The following is an 18,642-nucleotide window of genomic DNA, read 5'->3' as shown; positions in this document are numbered from 1 at the left end:
CTGGCGACAGGAGGAACCCATTGATGCCCGGTGACAGTTCAGGACTCAAGGTCCTGGTGGTGGACGACAGCAACACCATCCGGCGCAGCGCCGAAATTTTTCTGAAGCAGGGCGGCTATGAGGTCATGCTCGCCGACGACGGTTTCGACGCGTTGGCCAAAGTCAGCGACTACGAGCCTCAACTGATCTTTTGCGACATCCTGATGCCCAAGCTGGATGGCTACCAAACGTGTGCCATCATCAAGCGCAATGAGCGTTTTGCGGCCACGCCGGTGGTCATGCTGTCTTCCAAGGATGGCGTGTTCGATAAGGCGCGCGGCCGCATGGTGGGCTGTCAGGACTACCTCACCAAACCATTTACCAAAGACCAACTGCTGCAAGCTGTGCGGCAGTTCGGCATGCAGACCCAAGGAGCGAGGTGATGCCCATTCACAAGGTGCTGATCGTGGACGATTCAAAAACAGAGTTGCTGTTTTTGTCCGATCTGCTGCAAAAGAATGGCATGCAAGTGCGCACGGCCGAGAACGCCGATGAGGCTTTCAAGCGCCTGGCCGAAGACAAGCCCGACCTGATCCTGATGGACGTGGTCATGCCCGGGCAAAACGGGTTCCAGCTGACCCGCTCGATCAGCCGCGACCCCAAGTTCGCCGACGTGCCCATCATCATGTGCACCAGCAAGAACCAAGAGACCGACCGGGTCTGGGGCCTGCGCCAAGGGGCGAGGGGCTACATCACCAAGCCGGTCGATCCAGCGGAACTCAAAGCCAAGATCAACGCGCTGAACTGAGCGCAGAACCCAATCGCAATGGCCAATCGTGAAGCCCTTCGTGAACTCCAGAGCCGTCTCGCGGTGCGTTTGCAAGCGGCTCAGTCAGATGGCCCCTCCATTGCCTGGTTGGCGGTCGAAGCCGGCGCGGGCCGCTACCTGATGCCCTTGGCCCAGTCGGGCGAGATCTTCCCCTGGGCACCGGTGCAGGCCGTGCCCTACACCCAGGCCTGGTTCTGGGGCGTGGCCAATCTGCGTGGCAGCCTGGCCGGCATTGTGGATCTCTCGGCCTTCCTGGCCGAGGCCTGGTCGGGTGCCCCCCGCCCGCTGCCGCGCACCGAGCTGGCCCAATCCAGCTGCAGCCTGCTGGCGCTCAACACCGCCCTCGACGTCAATGCCGCCCTGGTGGTGGACCGTCTGGCCGGCTTGCGCAGCCCCGACGCCTTTGTCTCTTCCACCCCCCCAGAGCCCGGCGCGCCGGCCTTTTTGGGCGGGGTCTACACCGATGCCCAAGGCGACCGCTGGCAGGAGATCAAACTCCAGCTGCTGTCGCAATCCGCCCAGTTCCTCAGTATCAGTGCCTGAGTTTTTCAGCCAAGGTCGTGCCATGTCATTTGTCGACAAATTAGGAAAGCTGTTTGCCAAGAAGACCTCGACGGAGGCCGATTCCTCGGTGTCCATCGGGGTGCCTGATACGCGTCAGGACGAGGCCATCACCGAGCAGGCTTTTGGCGCACGCCATGACACCCATCAGGAGTCGGGCCTGTCCTTGCCGGAGTCCCTGGCGCCCAGCACCGAGATGGACAACCGCGTCGGGGGCTTTGCTGAAACCCGCTTGGCCGAGTCCGACATCAAGGACGCGACCGAAGGCCTGATCGACCTGCCCCTGCTGGGCCGTGGCTCGGTGGCGCGCCATCAGCGCATCTTGTTCATCTTGCTGGGGGTGGCCATGCTGGTGCTGGCCGCCATCGCCGGTTATGCGCTGAGCCAGGCCGACAAAGTGGCCCAGCAGCTCGCCGCCACCGGCCAGTCGCTGATGCAGTCGCAACGCTTGGCCAAGTCGGTGTCGCAGGCGCTGGTGGGCAGCCCCCAGGCCTTCCCCGACGTGGTCGAAAGCTCGGGCGTGCTGGTCAAGGCCGTGCGTGGCCTGGGCTCGGGTGACGAGCAAATGCGGCTGGAGCCCCTGAACGACAGCTTCAAGCCTGAGCTCGACAAGGTCATGCCCCTGATCGAGCGCGCCGAGCGCAATGCTGGCGTGGTCATGGGCCAGCAAAAAATCCTGACCCAGGTGGGCGACGCGCTGCGCACCATCAACCGCCAGTCTGCGGACTTGCTGGAAATCGCTGAGACCATCTCCTCCCTGAAGCTGCAGCAGAACGCACCAGCCTCGGAAATCTCGGCCGCCGGCCAGTTGGTGATGCTGACCCAGCGCATTGGCAAGTCGGCCAACGAGTTCCAGACCACAGAGGGCGTCAGCCCTGAGGCGGTGTTCTTGCTGGGCAAGGACTTGAACTCCTTCCGCGAAATCGCCCAGGGCCTGCTCAACGGCAGCCCCGAGCTGCGCCTGGGCTCGTCCAAGGACGGCCAGACCCGCGAGCAACTGGAAGCCCTGATCAAGGTCTACGAGCAGACCCGAACCCAGGCCGGCGCCATTCTGGGCAACCTGCAAGGCCTGGTGTCGGCACGCGAGGCCCAGGCGGCCATCCTGGGCGACAGCGAGCCGCTGCGCCGCGACCTCGAAGAGCTGCAAGGTCGTCTGTCTTCGCAAACCGGTTTGAGCCTGACCTCCATCCTGTCCCTGGTGGTGGCGTCGTTCTTCGTGTTGATCTGCGCCTTCGGCTTGGCCCGCGTGCAGCTGCTCGACAGCCGCAACCGCCAGACCTCAGCCGAGTTGCAGCAGCTCGAAGCGCAGCGCCAAGAGCAGGAAGCCAAGCGCGTCAACGACGCCAACCAGGCCGCGATTTTGCGGCTCATGAACGAATTGCAGACCGTGGCTGAAGGCGATTTGACGCAAGAAGCCACCGTGACCGAAGACATCACCGGCGCCATCGCCGACTCGGTCAACTACACCGTGGAAGAACTGCGGGTGCTGGTGGGCAACGTGCAAAACACGGCCACCCGGGTGGCCCAGACCACGGCCCAGGTGGACAACACCTCGACCGAGCTGCTGGCCGCCTCCACCGAACAGCTGCGCGAAATCCGCGAAACGGGCCGCTCCGTGCTGGACATGGCGACCCGAATCAACGGCGTGTCGGCCCAGGCGCAAGAATCCGCCTCGGTGGCGCGCCAGTCGCTGCAAGCCGCCGACTCCGGTCTGCAAGCTGTGCAAAACGCCATCGGCGGTATGAACGCCATCCGCGACCAGATCCAGGACACCTCCAAGCGCATCAAGCGCCTGGGCGAATCGTCCCAGGAGATCGGTGAAATCACCGAACTGATTTCGGACATCACCGAGCAAACCAACGTGCTGGCCCTGAACGCCGCCATCCAGGCCGCCTCGGCCGGTGAAGCCGGTCGCGGCTTCTCGGTGGTGGCTGAAGAAGTGCAGCGCCTGGCGGAACGCTCCGCTGACGCCACGCGCCAGATTTCGGCCCTGGTGAAAGCCATTCAGACCGACACCCAAGACGCGGTGGCCGCCATGGAGCGCTCCACGCAAGGGGTGGTCGAAGGGGCGCGCCTGTCCGACAGCGCCGGCACCGCACTGACCGAGATCGACAGCGTGTCACGCCGCCTGGCCGAGCTGATTGAGCAGATTTCCTCCTCGGCTTCGAACGAAGCCACCCTGGCCAACGAGGTGGCGGACAACATCCAGCACATTTTTGCGGTGACCGAGCAGACCGGCGAGGGCACGCGCAGCACGGCCCAGCAGGTGCGCGAGCTGTCCCACATGGCCGAGGAACTGCGTCAGTCCGTGGCGCGTTTCAAGATCGCCTGATTGACGACGGCCCCGCTTTCCCGCCCCACCGGACGACTCCATGCGACCCACTGAAGCAGAGGCCTCTGTCGGCCCCGATGCCGCGGATCACGACCTGGGCCCCTTGGCCTGGGTGCTCGACGAGCTGCGCAAATCCCTTGAGGGCTCGGTCAAGGCGCTGCGGCGTTTTGTGCGCGAGGCCGCGCAAAGTGCGGGCGCGGAGCTGAGTGCCCCCGATGTCAGCGCCTTGCGCCTGGCTCGCCAGCAATTGCACCAGGCCACCGGTGCGCTCGAGATGGTGGGGCAGCCGCCCGTGGCCCTGATGCTGCGCGCCATGGAAGGTGTGGCGCAAAAACTGATCCAAAGCCCGCAGCTGTGCGATGAGACCGTGATCGGCCACATCGAGCGCGCCAGCTTCGCCATCAGCGAATACCTGGAAGCCGTGCTGGCTGGCCACGCGGTATCGCCCGTGGCCCTGTTTCCCCAATACCGTGACGTGCAGCAATGGCTGGGCGCAGAGCGGGTTCACCCGGCCGACCTCTGGACCCCTGAGCGTCGCCTGGCCGACCCCGCGCTGCCCGAGGACATCAAGCCCCTGGCCTACAGCCCTGATGTGCGCTCGCGCTTTGACCACGCCATGCTGCGCCTGGTCAAAACCGGCCGGCCTGCCGGCGCGCGCGCCATGGGCCAGCTGGCGGCGGGCTTGGCCGATGCCGGCAGCCAGGGCAGCAAGCTGTTCTGGAAGGTTGCGGCTGGCTTTTTTGAAGGCATTTCCCTGGGGCTGGTGCCGCTGGATGTGTATGTCAAACGCGTGATCTCGCGCGTGCTGGTGCAGTACACCGCGCTGTCTCGCGGCGATGCAGCCGTGTCCGAGCGCCTGTTTCAAGACCTGTTGTTCTACTGCGCCCAGGCCCAGCTGACGCCCGAGCACGAGGCCCCCTTGCTGCGCCCGGTGCGCGAAGCCTTTGGCCTGGCCGACCACCCCAGCGCCGATTACGAGGCGCGCCGCTTTGGCCGCTTCGACCCTTCCGTGCTGGTGCAGGCCCGCAAGCGCATTGCCACCGCCACCGACACTTGGTCGGCCCTGGCGGGCGGTGACCGCAACAAGCTGCGCAGCGCGGTGGACCAGTTCAACCTGGTCGGTGAATCCCTGCGCAAGCTGCACCCGGCCAGCGTGGCCCTGGGCGAAGCCCTGCAGCACACGGCCCTGGTCACGGCTGAGCAGGGCGAGTTGCCCAGCCCGGCCTTGGCCATGGAAGTGGCCACGGCGATTTTGTTCTTGCAGGCCTGCTACCAAGACCTGGACACCGACGAAGCCGTCATGGCCGAGCGCGCTGGCGCCCTGGCCCAGCGCCTGCAGCGTGTGCTGGAAGGCGATGAGGTGGGGGCGCTCGAACCCTGGATGGAAGAGCTGTACCGCCGCGTCAGCGACCGCCAGACCATGGGCAGCGTGGTGGAAGAACTGCGCTCGACTCTGACCGAGGTGGAGAAGTCCCTGGACAGCTTCTTCCGCCAACCCACCGACAGTCAGGTGCTCAGCGAAGTGCCCGCCAAGCTGTCGCAGATGCGCGGCGTCTTGTCGGTGCTCGGCCTGGACCAGGCCGCCCACGCGGCCATGCGCATGCGCGACAGCGTGGAGCGCCTGATGGTCGATGAGGTGACCGACGACGCCGTGCGCGCCGGCACCTTCGAGCGACTGGGCAACAGCCTGGGCGCGCTGGGCTTTTTGATCGACATGCTGAGCTACCAGCGCAGCCTGGCGCGCAAGCTCTTCGTCTATGACGAAGAAGCCGGCGAGCTCAAGTTCCTGGGCGGACGCCAGCGCCAACAGGTGGCGGCGCCGACCGATGCGGCCGCCGACCTCGATGAGGCCGCTCCGGCCACAGCGCCCGCGCTGCCAGGCTTGCCCGCCAGTGACTTCCAGGCCGAGCTGCCTCAGGCCGCGTTTGAAGCCCAACCCGATGAGGCCCACACCGAAGCCCGTGAGTCGGCCATGGACGCGTGGGCCGCGCTGGACGAACTGGCCGCGCCAGCCCTGCCTGTGCCCACACCGGTCACCGCCAGTGGCGCTTTGGCCGAGCCCGAGCCCGCCCTGGAAGAAGACGACCTGATCGACGTCTTTCTGGAGGAGGCCCGTGAGGTGCTGAGCACCGGCCAGGCCGCCGTCCACACCCTGGCCGACGAGCCCCGCCAACTGACCGAGCAGACCGTGCTGCGCCGTGCCTTCCACACCCTCAAGGGCAGCTCCCGCATGGTGGGCCTGACGGAGTACGGCGAGGCGGCCTGGGCCCTGGAGCAATTGCTCAACGCTTGGCTGGCCGAGCAAAAGCCCGCCAGCCCCGCCTTGCTGAGCGTGTGCCGCCATGCGCTGGCCCAGTTGGCCCAGTGGACGGACGACATCGCCGCCCACCAGGCCCAAGCCTGGCGCGCTCAGCCGCTGCGCGAGCTGGCGGATGCCCTGCGCCTGGAAGACCGTTTGTTGCTGCCTGCGTCCGAGGGCGCGGAGGCCGGCGCGAGCGAGGCTGGGCTCGATCCCGTCACCGACGCCGACGCGGTGTCGCTGGTGGAGGGGGGCGATGCATTGCCTGATCTGCCGGCGCTGCCCGAACTGCCGGCCCTCGATCTGCCCGAGCCCGAGCTCGCGGCCCAACTCGATGTCGGTTCTGGCGAGGACGCCGAACTGCTGCCCGCGCCCGCGACCGAACCCGACTTTGCCGATCTCGACTTCGCGCTGGACTTTGGTTTGCCCCCGGCGCCCCCCGCCGAGGACGCCCCGGAGCTGGCCTTGCCCGAGCCCGAAGCGGTCGACCTGCTGCCCGATGCGTTTTCGCTGGACCTGCCGGAGATCGCGCCGCCTGCCGCCCCGGCCGAGGACGAGCCACTGCCCGATTTCGCGCCCACCCGCCTGCTGGACCCGCAAGACCGCGCCGCAGCGACCGAGCCCACGCCGACCGCCGTCGATTGGCAGGTGGACGACATCGACTTCGCGCAGTTCGAGGCCGAACTGCAGGCCGGCCTGGACGAAACGCCCGCGGTGGACCCGATCGAGCAAGCGCTGGAGCAAGCCCTCAACCCCGAGCTGCCCACCGCGCCCGAATTCGCCAGCCCCGAGTCGGCCCCGGCGAGCTCCAGTCCCGCCTGGCCCAGCGACCTGCCCGACCTGGACCTGCCGGATCTGGACCTGTCGTCCGCCGACGCCCCGCCGCCCGCCAGCGACGAGGAAGCGCCCGCCGAGACCGAGGCGCCATTTGACTTTGACTTGCGCCTGGAGCCCGCGCCCTACATCCTGCCCGGGGCCAGCCCGGTGGCGGCGCCAGCGCCTGCGCCCGAGGCCTCCGCGGACGCCGTGGCGGGCCCCGACACCGTGTTTGCCGAGGCCATTGCCAACGAATCCATCAAGGTGATTGGCGATCTGCGCCTGAGCATTCCGCTCTACAACGTCTACCTCAATGAGGCCGACGAGTGGTCGCGCCGCCTGCAAACCAGCCTGGGTGAGTGGGCGCTGGAGCTGCACGAGCCTGTGCCCGACAACGCCATCACCTACGCGCACTCGCTGGCGGGCAGTTCCGGCACCGTGGGCTTCAAGTCTTTGTCCGCCCTGGCCCGCACGCTGGAGCATGCGTTGCAACATGTGCAGCTGCAAAGCCAGGGCCGCAGCCAGCAGGCGCAAGCCTTTGTGGATGCCGCCGACGAGATCCGGCGCCTGCTGCACCAGTTCGCTGCGGGCTTCCTCAAAGAGCCCCAGGCCGAGGTCGTGCAGGCCCTGCTGGACATCCTCGCCACCGAGCCGGAGGCCGAAGCCCCCCTGCTGCCGGATTTGACGCTGGATGAGGAGCCTCTGGATCTGTCCGAGCTGCTCAGCGAGCCGGCCTCCAATGAGCCGGCCTTCGATGAGGCCTTGAACGCGCCTGATGCGCTCAGCGAAGTCGCCCCTGCGGCTGAGGCTGAGGCTGAAGTCGAGGTCGAGGTCGAGCAGACCGAGCCCGGGCTGACCAGCGCGCCGGACACCGGCCTCGACGATCTGGCCGACACGCCGGCTGACCTGGCCGATCCCGTGGACCTGCTGGAGGCCGCAGCAGAACCAGAACCTGAACCGGACCCGGAACCGCTGCCTGAACCCGAACCCGTGTCTGAACCCCAGGCAGAGTTGGCGCCGCAGCCCGAGGCCGAGTCCGAACCCCAGGCGGCGTCTGAACCAGCGCCTGAGGTCGAGTCCGATGCCCATCTGGAAGCAGCACCCGAGCCCCTGGTCCCCGCACCTGCGCCGGTCAGCGCCCCAGCCCGTGCCGAACTGGAGGACGACATCGATGCGGTCGACGTGATCGACCCCGACCTGTTCCCGATTTTTGAAGAAGAAGCGCTGGAGTTGCTGCCGCGCCTGGGCGCCAGCCTGCGCCATTGGCAAGGCGCGGCGGGCCGCTCCTCCGAACGCCCCGAGGTGCTGCGTTTGCTGCACACCCTGAAGGGCAGTGCCCGCCTGGCCGGGGCCTTGCGCCTGGGCGAGATGGCGCACCGCATGGAGTCGCTGATCGAAGGCCTGGGTGAAGACGGGGCCGATGCCGCCGCGCTGGACACCTTGATGGCCCGCTTTGACGCCATGCAAGACAGCTTTGATGCCTTGCGCGACTACAGCCAGCAGGCCGCTGAAGCCGCGCTCACGCCGGTCGACCTTCCGGTGGCCGACAGCGCCTTGCCCGAGGCCGTCGCCGAGCCGGTCGCCGCCGCCCCGGTGCTGCATTTCCCGCCCACGGTGCAACTGCTGCCGGCCAAAGCCTTGTCGGGGCAGTCGGTGCGCGTGCGCTCGCAACTGCTGGACCGCCTGGTCAACCAGGCCGGCGAGGTGATGATTTCGCGCTCGCGCCTGGAAGCCCGCATGGGCCAGCTGCGGGGCTCGCTGGGCGAGCTGACGGGCAACCTGGACCGCTTGCGTCAACAGCTGCGTGACATCGAGGTGCAGGCCGAGTCGCAGATGCAGTCGCGTCTGGCGCAGGCAAAGGACAGCGCAGCGGGCTTTGATCCGCTGGAGTTCGACCGCTTCACCCGCGTGCAGGAACTGACCCGCATGATGGCCGAGTCGGTCAACGACGTGGCCACGGTGCAGCGCAATCTGCAGCGCACGGTGGAAGGCACGGAAGACGAATTGATCGCCCAGGCCCGCCAGGCCCGCGAGCTGCAGCGCGACCTGCTGCGCACCCGCATGGTGGAGTTTGACGGCGTGTCCGAGCGCCTGTACGCGATCGCGCGCCAGTCGGCCAAGGAGACAGGCAAGCAGATCAAGCTCGACATCACGGGCGGCAGCATCGAGATGGACCGGGGTGTGCTGGACCGCATGACGCCCGCCTTCGAGCACCTGCTGCGCAATGCGGTGGCCCACGGCGTGGAGCTGCCCGAGCAGCGCCTGGCCGAAGGCAAGCCGGCGGCCGGCACCATCACCATTGCGGTGGCGCAAAGCGGCAACGACGTGTCGGTGGAGTTTGCCGACGATGGTGCGGGGCTGGACCTGGCGCGCATCCGCGCCCGGGCCGAGTCCCAAGGCCTGTTGTCGCCGGGGCAGGCCCTGTCCGACGAGGATGCGGCCCAGTTGATCTTCACACCCGGTTTCACCACCATGACCGAGGTGACGGAGCTGGCCGGGCGCGGCATCGGCATGGACGTGGTGCGCACCGAGGTCAATGCCTTGGGGGGCCGCATCGAGACCCACACCCGCGCTGGTGAAGGCAGCCAGTTCAAGCTGGTGCTGCCCCTGACCACGGCGGTGACCCAGGTGGTCATGCTGCGCTGCGGCCAGGTCACGGTGGGCGTGCCCGCCAGTTTGGTGGAGATCGTGCGCCGTGTTGGCCCCGAGGAGTTGGGGGCGTCTTACCAGTCCGCTCAGTTCGATCTGGGCGTGGAATGGGTGCCCTTCTTCACCGCCAGCGCCTTGCTGCAAATCGCGCCTTCGGCGGCTGAGCCGGCGGCGCGCACGCGCCCGGTGGTGATTTTCCGCAGTGCGGCCCAGCGCATCGCGGTGCACGTCGATGAAGTGCTGGGCAACCAGGAAGTGGTGGTCAAGAACCTGGGCCCGCAGTTGGCGCGCTTGCCCGGTTTGGCCGGCATGTCGGTGCTGGCTTCGGGCGCGGTGGTGATGATTTACAACCCGGTGGCCCTGGCCACGGTGTATGGCGATCAGATCCGGCGCACCACCGAGCAACAGCGCCTGGCCCAGGCAGAGCAGGCCGCGCTGGACCCGCAAAACCCCGATCTGCCGGCTGCGGCCAGTCCGTCTGCCGGTGCGGCCCTGGCCCAGGTGCCCTTGGTGTTGGTGGTGGACGATTCCATCACCGTGCGCCGCGTCACCCAGCGCCTGCTGCAGCGCGAAGGCTACCGTGTGGCCCTGGCTTCAGACGGCTTGCAGGCGCTGGAGCGCTTGCAGGAAGAACGGCCGGTGGTGGTCTTGTCGGACATCGAGATGCCGCGCATGGACGGCTTTGACCTGACCCGCAACATCCGCCACGACGCAGCCCTGCGCGACCTGCCCATCGTCATGATCACCTCGCGCATTGCGTCCAAGCACCGCGAGCATGCCCTGGAGCTGGGCGTCAACCACTACCTGGGCAAGCCCTACTCGGAAGAAGAGCTGCTGAGCCTGGTGCGCCGCTACGCGGCCCAGGCCGCCGCCACCGACGCCGCCTGAGCGGGGCCTCGGTCGCGGGCCTGTGGCCTGGCCCCTCGGGGCAGGGGCGCGAGGCGGCGGCGGGGGACGGTCTCAGGCCTTTTTCTTAACCACCGCGTAGCGTGCCAGCGTGCGCTCGCGGGCCTCGTCGTGCTGCACGATGGGCAACGGGTAGTCCCGTCCCAGTTGCAGGCCCGTGGCTTGCAGCGTCAGCGGCCGAGCCAGCCAGGGCGCGTGCAGGTCGGCGTTCGGCAGGGCCGCCAACTGGGGCAGGTAGCGGCGGATGAATTTGCCCTCGGCATCGAACTTCTCGCTCTGGCTGATGGGGTTGAAGATGCGGAAGTAGGGCTGGGCATCGCAGCCGCTGGAGCTGGCCCATTGCCAGCCGCCGTTGTTGGCCGACAGGTCAAAGTCATTGAGTTGTTGCGCAAAGTAGCGCTCGCCCCAGCGCCAGTCGATGCCCAGGTCCTTGACCAGGAAGCTCGCCACCACCATGCGCAGGCGGTTGTGCATGTAGCCGGTCTGGTTGAGTTGCAGCATGGCCGCGTCCACCAGGGGGTAGCCGGTGCGGCCCTCACACCAGGCCTGGAACAAAGCCTCGGCCTGCGGGCCTTGCTCCCATTCGATGGCGTCGTACTCGGGCTTGAAGCTGCGCTCCACGACGCGCGGGTGGTTGGCCAGGATCTGCACATAGAAGTCGCGCCAGATCAGCTCGGACAGCCAGGTGGCCGCGCCTGCACAGCCTTGCTGTGCGCGTTCGTGGGCCAGCCCGGCCAACTGGCGGATCGACACCGTGCCAAAGCGCAGGTGCACGCTGAGGTAGCTGGGCCCTTTCACCGCCGGGAAGTCGCGCGCCTGGCCATAGGCGGGCAGTCGGGGCAGGAAGTCGGTCAGCAGGGCCTGGGCGCCTCGGCTGCCGGTGGGCAGGCGCAGCGCGCCCAAGTTGCTGGGCTCAAAGCCAATGTCGGCCAGGCTGGGCACCGGCGCGGGTGGGCCTTCAGGCCAGTCGGCCAGAGCCGCCGCATGGCGCGCCACCGGATAGGGCTTCAGGTAGAAAGGTGTGAGCTTCTTGAGCCAGGCGTTTTTGTAGGGCGTGAACACGCCGTACACCGTGCCGGACTGGGTCAGCACCTCTTGGCGCTCAAAAATCACATGGTCTTTGCGGGTGTGAAAGGCCTGGCCCTGGCGGGCCAAGGTGGTTCGCACCTGGGCGTCACGCGCCAGCGCGGCGGGCTCGTCGTCGTGGTTGCAAAACACGGCTTGCACGCCCAGGCGCTGGGCCAGGGCAGGCACGGCCTCACTGGCACGGGCATGTTCCACGCGCAGGCCCACACCGGGGCGCTGGGCCAGCTCGCGCAGCTCGGTGTCGAGCTCGGCCAGGCTGTGCACGATGAACTCCACGCGGCGGTCCTGGCGGGGCAGCGGGTCCAGGATGTCGCGGTCCAGGACAAAGACGCAGTGCACCTGGTCGCACTCGCTCAGGGCCTGGTGCAGGCCGGCGTTGTCGTGCGCGCGCAGGTCGCGGCGGATCCAGAAAAGACCAGAGTGGTAAGGCTTGGGCATGGGGACCGTTAAAATCGAGGGATGCCCTCTGATTCTGCCCCCATCAACCTGACGAATCATTTCCTGATCGCCATGCCCGGGCTGGAGGATGAGGCTTTTGCGCGCAGCGTGGTCTACCTGTGCGAGCACAGCGAACGTGGTGCTCTGGGCCTCATCATCAACAAGCCAAGCGACATCAGCCTCAAGGCGCTGTTCGATAAGGTTGATCTTTCTTTGCGCCGCACCGATCTCAGCGAGGCGCCCGTGCTGCACGGCGGCCCGGTGCAGACCGAGCGCGGTTTTGTTCTTCACGACGCCATGCTGGCCGGCACCCCCGAGGCCGACCAGTCGGCCTATGCCTCCACCATGTCCATCCCCGGGGGCTTGGAGATGACCACCTCGCGCGATGTGTTGGAGGCCCTGTCCACGGGCGCCGGCCCGCGCCGCGTCATCGTCACCCTGGGCTACTCGTCCTGGGGCGGTGGTCAGCTCGAGTCCGAATTGGCCGAGAACAACTGGCTCACCGTGGACGCCGACAGCCGCCTGATCTTCGAGACCCCCATTCACGAGCGCTACGACCAGGCGCTGGCCCTGCTGGGCCTGCAAAGCTGGATGCTGTCGCCCGAAGCGGGGCACGCATGAGCGCTGCCGACGGCCTGCCCGTGCCGGTGGTTCCCGCCCAGTTCCAATCGTTCCTGGCCTTTGATTTCGGTGTCAAACGCACCGGCGTGGCGGTGGGCAACCGCTTCACGCGCTCGGCCACGCCGCAGACCACGATCGCCATCGAAGGCGACCGCCGCTTCGAGGCCATTGGCGCGCGCATCCGCGAGTGGCAGCCCGACGCGCTGGTGGTGGGCGTGCCTTTTCACCCCGACGGGGCCGAGCACGAGAACACCCGCAAGGCGCGCCGTTTTGCGCGCCAATTGAACGGCCGTTTCGGCCTCACCGTGTACGAGGTGGATGAGCGTTACAGCACCACCGAAGCCCACGCCCTGGGCGCGCGCGATGCCGACGCGGCCTCGGCGTGCATCATTCTTGAACAGTTTTTGAGGAGTCTGCCTTGAGTTCGCCAACCGGAAGCCTGGTGCTCGATGCCGAAGCACTGTACCGCGAGTTGCTGCGCGGTGTCCGTTCCCTGATGGGCCCCGAAACCCGCCTGGTGGGCATCACCTCGGGCGGTGCCTGGCTGGTCGAACGCCTGCAAAAAGACCTGGGTCTGGCGGGCAAGCCGGGCGTCATTTCGTCGGCCCTGCACCGCGACGACTTTGCCCAGCGTGGCCTCAGCTCCGCCGGCCAAACCACCTTGCCGTTTGACGTTAACGGCGCTGACATCTTGCTGCTCGACGATGTGCTCTACACCGGTCGCACGCTGCGTGCGGTGATCAACGAGTTGTTCGACTACGGTCGCCCGGCGTCCGTGCGCCTGGCCGTGCTGGTTGACCGAGGCGGGCGCCAACTGCCCATCCAGGCCGACTTCGCCGCCGCCCGCGTGGCCTTGCCGGCGGGCAGCCAACTGGCCTTGGCACGCGACGAGGCCGGGATCTTCCGCTTCCACGTCGAAGCCGCTGCCTGAACCGCTGTCTGTCCTGACCCTGGGAACCGCCATGCTCTACAAACGAAATCCACAACTCAACAAACACGGTGAGCTGAACCACCTGCTCTCCATCGAAGGCCTGCCCAAGGACATCGTCACCCACATCCTGGACACGGCGGCCAACTTCGTCAGCGTCAACGACCGCGAGGTCAAGAAGGTGCCTTTGCTGCGTGGCAAGAGCGTCTTCAACCTGTTCTTCGAGAACAGCACCCGCACCCGCACGACCTTCGAGATCGCGGCCAAGCGCCTGTCGGCCGACGTGCTGAACCTGGACATCGCGCGCTCCTCGGCCTCCAAGGGCGAGTCGCTGCTCGACACCATCGCCAACCTGTCGGCCATGGCGGCCGACCTGTTCGTGGTGCGCCACAGCGAGTCGGGCGCGCCCTACCTGATCGCCCAGCATGTGGCACCCCATGTGCACGTGATCAACGCCGGTGACGGCCGCCATGCGCACCCCACGCAAGGCCTGCTGGACATGTACACCATCCGGCACTACAAGAAAGACTTCTCCAACCTCACCGTGGCCATCGTGGGCGATGTGCTGCATTCGCGGGTCGCTCGCTCCGACATCCACGGCCTGACCACCCTGGGCTGTGCCGAGGTGCGCGTCGTGGGCCCCAAGACCCTGGTGCCCAGCGACATGGCTCAAATGGGCGTGAAGGTCTTCCACACGCTGGAAGAAGGCATCAAGGACTGCGACGTGGTGATCATGCTGCGCCTGCAAAACGAGCGCATGAGCGGCGCACTGCTGCCCTCCAGCCAAGAATTTTTCAAGAGCTTCGGTCTGACCGAGGAGAAGCTGCAACTGGCCAAGCCTGACGCCATCGTGATGCACCCGGGCCCCATCAACCGAGGCGTGGAGATCGACTCCGCCGTGGTCGATGGCAAGCAGTCGGTGATCCTGCCCCAGGTCACCTTCGGCATCGCGGTCCGCATGGCCGTGATGAGCATCGTCGCCAGCCACGAAGCCTGAGCACAGGAGCTAACCCCCCATGAACTTACTGATCACGAACGGACGCGTGCTTGACCCCAGCTCGGGCCGCGATGAAGTGGCCGATGTGGCCGTGGCCGCGGGCCGCATTGTTTCCATTGGCCCGGTGCGCGGCGAATTCACGCCCCAGCGCGTCATCGACGCCAGTGGCCTGGTGGTGGCCCCGGGCCTGGTCGACCTGGCCGCGCGCCTGCGCGAGCCGGGCCATGAACACGAAGGCATGCTGGAGTCCGAAATGGCCGCCGCCGTGGCCGGCGGCGTGACCAGCGTGGTTTGCCTGCCCGACACCGACCCCGTGCTCGACGAGCCTGGCCTGGTGGAGATGCTCAAGTTCCGCGCCGAGAAGCTGCACCAGTCGCGCCTGTTCCCGCTGGGGGCCCTGACGCGCAACCTAGCCGGCGAAGTGTTGACCGAAATGGCCGAGCTGACCGAGGCCGGCTGCATTGGCTTTGGCCAGGCCGAAGTGCCCCTGGTCAGCACCCAGGTGCTGCAGCGCGCGATGCAGTACGCCAGCACCTTTGGCTACACCGTGTGGCTGCGCCCGCAAGAGCTGTACCTGGGCAAGGGCGTGGCCGCCAGCGGCCCGCTGGCGACGCGCCTGGGCCTGAGCGGCGTCCCGGTGGCCGCCGAGACCATTGCCCTGCACACCATCTTCGAATTGCAGCGCAGCACCGGCGCACGGGTCCACCTGTGCCGCCTGAGCAGTGCGGCCGGTGTGGCCCTGGTGCGCCAGGCCAAGGCCGAAGGCCTGGCGGTGAGCTGTGACGTGAGCATCAACTCGCTGCATCTGATCGACGCCGACATCGGCTTCTTTGACAGCCGCGCCCGCCTGACCCCGCCGCTGCGCCAGCAGCGCGACCGCGAGGCCCTGCGCGAGGCGCTCAAGGACGGCACCATCGACGCCCTGGTGTCCGACCACAACCCGGTCGACGAAGACGCCAAGACCTTGCCCTTCGCCGAGAGCGAGCCGGGCGCCACCGGCTTTGAGTTGCTGTTGAGCCTGGCCCTCAAGTGGGGCGAGGAAACCGGTGCCGGCCTGCCGCGCGCGCTGGCTGTGCTGACGCGTGAACCGGCCCGCGTGCTGGGCTCGGCCCTGGGCACCTTACAGGCCAGCATCGGCCAGATCGTCGAAGGCGGTGTGGCGGACTTGTGCGTGTTCGACCCGGCCGCGACTTGGCAGGTCACCTCGCAGGCCCTGCGCAGCCAAGGCAAGCACACGCCTTTCGCCTACGAGCTCAGCGGCAGCGCCATGCCCGGCCAGGTGCGCTACACCGTGGTGGGTGGCCAACTGGCTTTCGAGCGGGCCTGAGCCGTGGGGTGGCGCCCGTTGGCGTGGGCTGAGCACGCATGAGCGCGTCCAGCCGTCCCCCTGTGCGCTGGGCGCGGGCACCACGTGTGGTGTGGCGCCTGCTGCGCGTGTTGGGCCAGGTGCTGCGTGGCCTGCACACGGTGACGCGGCGCTTTCCGACCCTCAACGAAGAACAGCGCGCGGACCAGGTGCAGCTGTGGTCAGCCCAGATGCTGCAGGTGCTGGGCATCGAGCTGCGCGTGCTGGGCCAGCCTGTGCCCCAAGGGCCGGCTTTGCTGGTCAGCAACCATATCTCCTGGCTGGACATCCTGGTCTTGCACGCGAGCCGGCATTGCCGCTTTGTGTCCAAGTCGGAGGTTCGCCATTGGCCCTTGATCGGCCCCATGGCCGCAGCGGCCGGCACTTTGTTCATCGAGCGCGCCTCGCGCCGCGACGCCCTGCGCGTGGTGCACGACATGCGCGCCAGCCTGGCCGCGGGCGATGTGCTGGCGGTGTTTCCGGAAGGCACCACGGGCGACGGCCTGCAGGTCTTGCCTTTCCACGCCAATTTGCTCCAGGCTGCGGTGTCCGCTGGCGCGCCTGTGCAGCCCGTGGCGCTGAAGTTTGTCGAGGCGGCCTCAGGCCAACGTTCGCTGGCGCCGTGCTACATCGGTGACGACACGCTGCTGGGGTCGCTGTGGCGCACCCTGAGCAGTGACCCAATTGCCGCGGTGGTGCGCTTTGGCGAGCCCGAGTTGGCCGAGGGCCGCGAGCGCCGCGCCTGGGCGGCCGAGTTGCAGCAAACCGTGAGCCGCCTCAGCGAGTGACCGCCAGCCCCGGCGGCGGTCTGGGGCTCAGGCCGCTTGGAGCGGCAGGTTCAGGGTGAAGCGGGCGCCTTCGCCTTCGACCGACTGCACTTCCAAGGTGCCGCCCATCAAGCCGGCCAGGGCCCGCGACAAGGCCAGGCCCAGGCCGGTGCCGCCGTGCTCGTAACTGACGCGGTCATTGCCTTGGCGGAAGCGCTCAAAAATGGTCTCGTGCAGGTGGGCGGGAATGCCGGGTCCGGTGTCGATCACATGGAAGCGCACCAGCTCTGGCGTGGCGTCCACGGCCACGGTGATCGACCCTTCTTTGGTGAACTTCAAGGCGTTGGACAGCAGGTTGTTCAGGACTTGCTTGAGCCGCAGGCTGTCGCACACCAGTTCCGCGGGCGCTTCAGGGGCCAACTCCAAGCGCAGGTCCAGGCCTTTTTGCACGGCGGTGACCCCGAAGAGGTCCAAGGTGGACTTGAGCACATCGGGCAGGTCGATGGGCTCAGGCGTGATGGGCATGGCGCCAGCTTCGACCTTGGCCAGGTCCAGAATTTCAGACAGCAAGGCGTTCAGGTGTTCTGCCGCCTTGCGGATCAGGCCCGCCTGCTCCTTGAAGCGGGGTTGTTCCAGCCGCATCTCCATCAACTCGGCAAAGCCCCGGATGCTGGTCAGTGGGGTGCGCAGCTCGTGCGAGATGGCGGCCATGAATTCGCTCTTGGCGCGGCTGGCCGATTGGGCCTGGGCCTCGCTGATGGCCAAGGCGCGGTTCTGGGCTTCCAGGCGCCGCACCCCGGCCAGGAAAATCCCAGCCCCTGTCAGGCAAGCCAAGGTGAACAAACCCGTCAGCACGATGGACAGGTTGCGCAGGCTGCGCCAGTCGGCCAGCGCACTGTCGGTGCTGGTCAGTACAAACACCCGCAGCGGGTAGCTGCCCACCCGGTGGTAGGCCGAGACGCGTTCGATCTTGTCCAGTTGGCTGACCGAGATGGAGCTGCCCTGGATGGCGGTGTTGCCGTTGCCGCTGGTGGCTTTGGGGTTGAGTGGGATTTCACTGCCCATGCCCATCGGCTGGCCACCAATCACGCGGGCGCGCACGCTCCGGTCATCGCCCAGCAAGGTGACGCCACCTTGCGTGCCCAGGTTCACACCCTGGTAGACCTGCTCGAAGTAGGCCGGGTTGACCGAGGCCACCACCACGCCGATCAGCTGCCCATCGGGCCGGGTGATCTTGCGGGACAGCTGAATCGTCCATTTGCCCGACACCTTGCCGAGCACCGGCTTGCCGATGAACAAGCCGTTCTCGCTCATCTGTTGGGCCGCTGCAGGCACCGACTCGGGGCGCAGGTGCACCTGAACGTGCTCGCGGCTGGACAGGTCGACGTGGCCTGTCTTTTCGCCCGTGGGGTCGATGTTGCTGCCCTGAAAGCGGCCATCGGGGCCAATCAAGGACAGTTGGGTCAGGATTTGGGGCACCAGGCCGGTTTCATTGGCGATGCTGATGAGGTCCGCGGGCGAGACGTTGCCGGCGATCACGGCGTCGCGCAGGCGCAGGGTGGCTTGATCCACCGTGGCCAGCACGCGCACGGTTTGCTCCTGCAGCACGCGGGCCAGGTTGATGTTTTGCCGAACCTCGGCATCAATCGCATCGCGCGCCTTGAGGTTGAGCATCAAGGCCACGGCAATCCAGGCCGCAAACAGCATCCCCAGCACCGACAGGCCCACCATCCAACTCAGCCGGGAGCCCGTGAAGCCCCGGAACAAGGCCGGGCCACTCAGCGGGGTTGCTTCGGCGGAGGCCAGCGGGGGCAGGGTCGAGGCGGGCATGGTGTGGCTTGGGGCGGGGAGGGTCCCATCATAAATGGATCAGGATCAACGGCAGTTGTTGGTATGCCAGCGGACGGGTCAACGCTGAATATTTGCACTGATCCCCTCAATCAACCCCATGGGCAGCTTGGGCATTGCCTTTTTAAAATTGCTGCAATGCAGCATTTGACCCAATATGAAGCCGTCGTCACCAACCACCGGCATGCTGGATCGGGGGTGTTGCCGATCAGGCCCCGCCTGGCCCGCCGGGCGCAGAGGG

At 67.1% G+C, this 18,642-nt stretch carries 13 protein-coding genes; 11 read left to right on the top strand and 2 right to left on the bottom strand.

Translation table 11 applies throughout. The annotated features are described in order from the left end of the window. The first annotated feature begins 23 nt into the window (after positions 1 to 23). From PSQ39_RS14990 to PSQ39_RS14970, 5 genes are read left to right on the top strand one after another with little or no spacing between them, the layout of a single operon-like run. Positions 24 to 422, top strand: coding sequence for a response regulator (locus PSQ39_RS14990; RefSeq protein WP_273927629.1), 399 nt, complete (start codon positions 24 to 26; stop codon positions 420 to 422). Continuing rightward, entirely contained in the window at positions 422 to 787 is a 366-nt protein-coding gene (locus PSQ39_RS14985) for a response regulator (RefSeq protein ID WP_273927628.1), read from the top strand. The genes PSQ39_RS14990 and PSQ39_RS14985 overlap by 1 nt, the downstream gene beginning before the upstream one ends. Positions 788 to 805: 18 nt before the next feature. After that, positions 806 to 1,351, top strand: coding sequence for a chemotaxis protein CheW (locus PSQ39_RS14980; protein WP_273927627.1), 546 nt, complete (start codon positions 806 to 808; stop codon positions 1,349 to 1,351). Positions 1,352 to 1,373: 22 nt separating this feature from the next. After that, a complete protein-coding gene (locus PSQ39_RS14975) occupies positions 1,374 to 3,701 on the top strand; it encodes a methyl-accepting chemotaxis protein (RefSeq protein ID WP_273927626.1) in 2,328 nt (775 codons plus the stop codon). Positions 3,702 to 3,741: 40 nt separating this feature from the next. Further along, positions 3,742 to 10,353 carry an Hpt domain-containing protein gene (locus PSQ39_RS14970; protein ID WP_273927625.1) on the top strand — a complete coding sequence of 2,204 codons (6,612 nt, stop codon included), beginning with the start codon at positions 3,742 to 3,744 and terminating at the stop codon, positions 10,351 to 10,353. Positions 10,354 to 10,425: 72 nt separating this feature from the next. On the opposite strand, the gene PSQ39_RS14965 is transcribed toward PSQ39_RS14970, so the two are convergent. Further along, positions 10,426 to 11,895: a cryptochrome/photolyase family protein gene (locus PSQ39_RS14965; RefSeq protein ID WP_273927624.1), complete on the bottom strand. Its 1,470-nt coding sequence runs from the start codon at positions 11,893 to 11,895 to the stop codon at positions 10,426 to 10,428. Between the two features lie 21 nt (positions 11,896 to 11,916). On the opposite strand from PSQ39_RS14965, the gene PSQ39_RS14960 reads away from it, so the two are divergent. Genes PSQ39_RS14960 through PSQ39_RS14935 form a run of 6 tightly spaced genes read left to right on the top strand, consistent with a single transcriptional unit; the run spans position 11,917 to position 16,574 of the window. Beyond that, the gene (locus PSQ39_RS14960; RefSeq protein ID WP_273927623.1) at positions 11,917 to 12,516 is read left to right on the top strand and encodes a YqgE/AlgH family protein; all 600 of its coding nucleotides are present in this window, start codon (positions 11,917 to 11,919) and stop codon (positions 12,514 to 12,516) included. Beyond that, positions 12,513 to 12,938 (top strand): Holliday junction resolvase RuvX, encoded by a 426-nt coding sequence (gene ruvX, locus PSQ39_RS14955; RefSeq protein ID WP_273927622.1) that lies wholly within the window; start codon positions 12,513 to 12,515, stop codon positions 12,936 to 12,938. The genes PSQ39_RS14960 and ruvX overlap by 4 nt, the downstream gene beginning before the upstream one ends. Then, positions 12,935 to 13,447, top strand: a complete 513-nt coding sequence (gene pyrR, locus PSQ39_RS14950) for a bifunctional pyr operon transcriptional regulator/uracil phosphoribosyltransferase PyrR (RefSeq protein WP_273927621.1) — start codon at positions 12,935 to 12,937, stop codon at positions 13,445 to 13,447. The genes ruvX and pyrR overlap by 4 nt, the downstream gene beginning before the upstream one ends. Before the next feature lie 31 nt (positions 13,448 to 13,478). After that, a complete protein-coding gene (locus PSQ39_RS14945) occupies positions 13,479 to 14,441 on the top strand; it encodes an aspartate carbamoyltransferase catalytic subunit (RefSeq protein ID WP_273927620.1) in 963 nt (320 codons plus the stop codon). 19 nt (positions 14,442 to 14,460) lie between these two features. Then, on the top strand, positions 14,461 to 15,768 hold the full coding sequence (locus PSQ39_RS14940; protein WP_273927619.1) for a dihydroorotase: 1,308 nt from the start codon (positions 14,461 to 14,463) through the stop codon (positions 15,766 to 15,768). A gap of 38 nt (positions 15,769 to 15,806) precedes the next feature. Then, complete coding sequence (locus tag PSQ39_RS14935; RefSeq protein WP_273927618.1) at positions 15,807 to 16,574, top strand: lysophospholipid acyltransferase family protein; 768 nt, start codon at positions 15,807 to 15,809, stop codon at positions 16,572 to 16,574. A gap of 27 nt (positions 16,575 to 16,601) precedes the next feature. On the opposite strand, the gene PSQ39_RS14930 is transcribed toward PSQ39_RS14935, so the two are convergent. Further along, a complete protein-coding gene (locus tag PSQ39_RS14930) occupies positions 16,602 to 18,383 on the bottom strand; it encodes a sensor histidine kinase (RefSeq protein WP_273927617.1) in 1,782 nt (593 codons plus the stop codon). Positions 18,384 to 18,642: the final 259 nt, after the last annotated feature.

The organism is Curvibacter microcysteis (assembly GCF_028649455.1).
GTDB classification, from domain to species: domain Bacteria; phylum Pseudomonadota; class Gammaproteobacteria; order Burkholderiales; family Burkholderiaceae_C; genus Curvibacter; species Curvibacter microcysteis.
This window is presented reverse-complemented; position numbering and strand designations above follow the sequence as displayed.

Excerpts from the sequence above, each read along its gene's own strand:
- PSQ39_RS14990 (WP_273927629.1), top strand. The coding sequence starts at position 24 with ATGCCCGGTGACAGTTCAGGACTCAAGGTCCTGGTGGTGGACGACAGC.
- PSQ39_RS14985 (WP_273927628.1), top strand. The coding sequence starts at position 422 with ATGCCCATTCACAAGGTGCTGATCGTGGACGATTCAAAAACAGAGTTG.
- PSQ39_RS14980 (WP_273927627.1), top strand. The coding sequence starts at position 806 with ATGGCCAATCGTGAAGCCCTTCGTGAACTCCAGAGCCGTCTCGCGGTG.
- PSQ39_RS14975 (WP_273927626.1), top strand. The coding sequence starts at position 1,374 with ATGTCATTTGTCGACAAATTAGGAAAGCTGTTTGCCAAGAAGACCTCG.
- PSQ39_RS14970 (WP_273927625.1), top strand. The coding sequence starts at position 3,742 with ATGCGACCCACTGAAGCAGAGGCCTCTGTCGGCCCCGATGCCGCGGAT.
- PSQ39_RS14965 (WP_273927624.1), bottom strand. The coding sequence starts at position 11,895 with ATGCCCAAGCCTTACCACTCTGGTCTTTTCTGGATCCGCCGCGACCTG.
- PSQ39_RS14960 (WP_273927623.1), top strand. The coding sequence starts at position 11,917 with ATGCCCTCTGATTCTGCCCCCATCAACCTGACGAATCATTTCCTGATC.
- ruvX (WP_273927622.1), top strand. The coding sequence starts at position 12,513 with ATGAGCGCTGCCGACGGCCTGCCCGTGCCGGTGGTTCCCGCCCAGTTC.
- PSQ39_RS14945 (WP_273927620.1), top strand. The coding sequence starts at position 13,479 with ATGCTCTACAAACGAAATCCACAACTCAACAAACACGGTGAGCTGAAC.
- PSQ39_RS14940 (WP_273927619.1), top strand. The coding sequence starts at position 14,461 with ATGAACTTACTGATCACGAACGGACGCGTGCTTGACCCCAGCTCGGGC.
- PSQ39_RS14935 (WP_273927618.1), top strand. The coding sequence starts at position 15,807 with ATGAGCGCGTCCAGCCGTCCCCCTGTGCGCTGGGCGCGGGCACCACGT.
- PSQ39_RS14930 (WP_273927617.1), bottom strand. The coding sequence starts at position 18,383 with ATGCCCGCCTCGACCCTGCCCCCGCTGGCCTCCGCCGAAGCAACCCCG.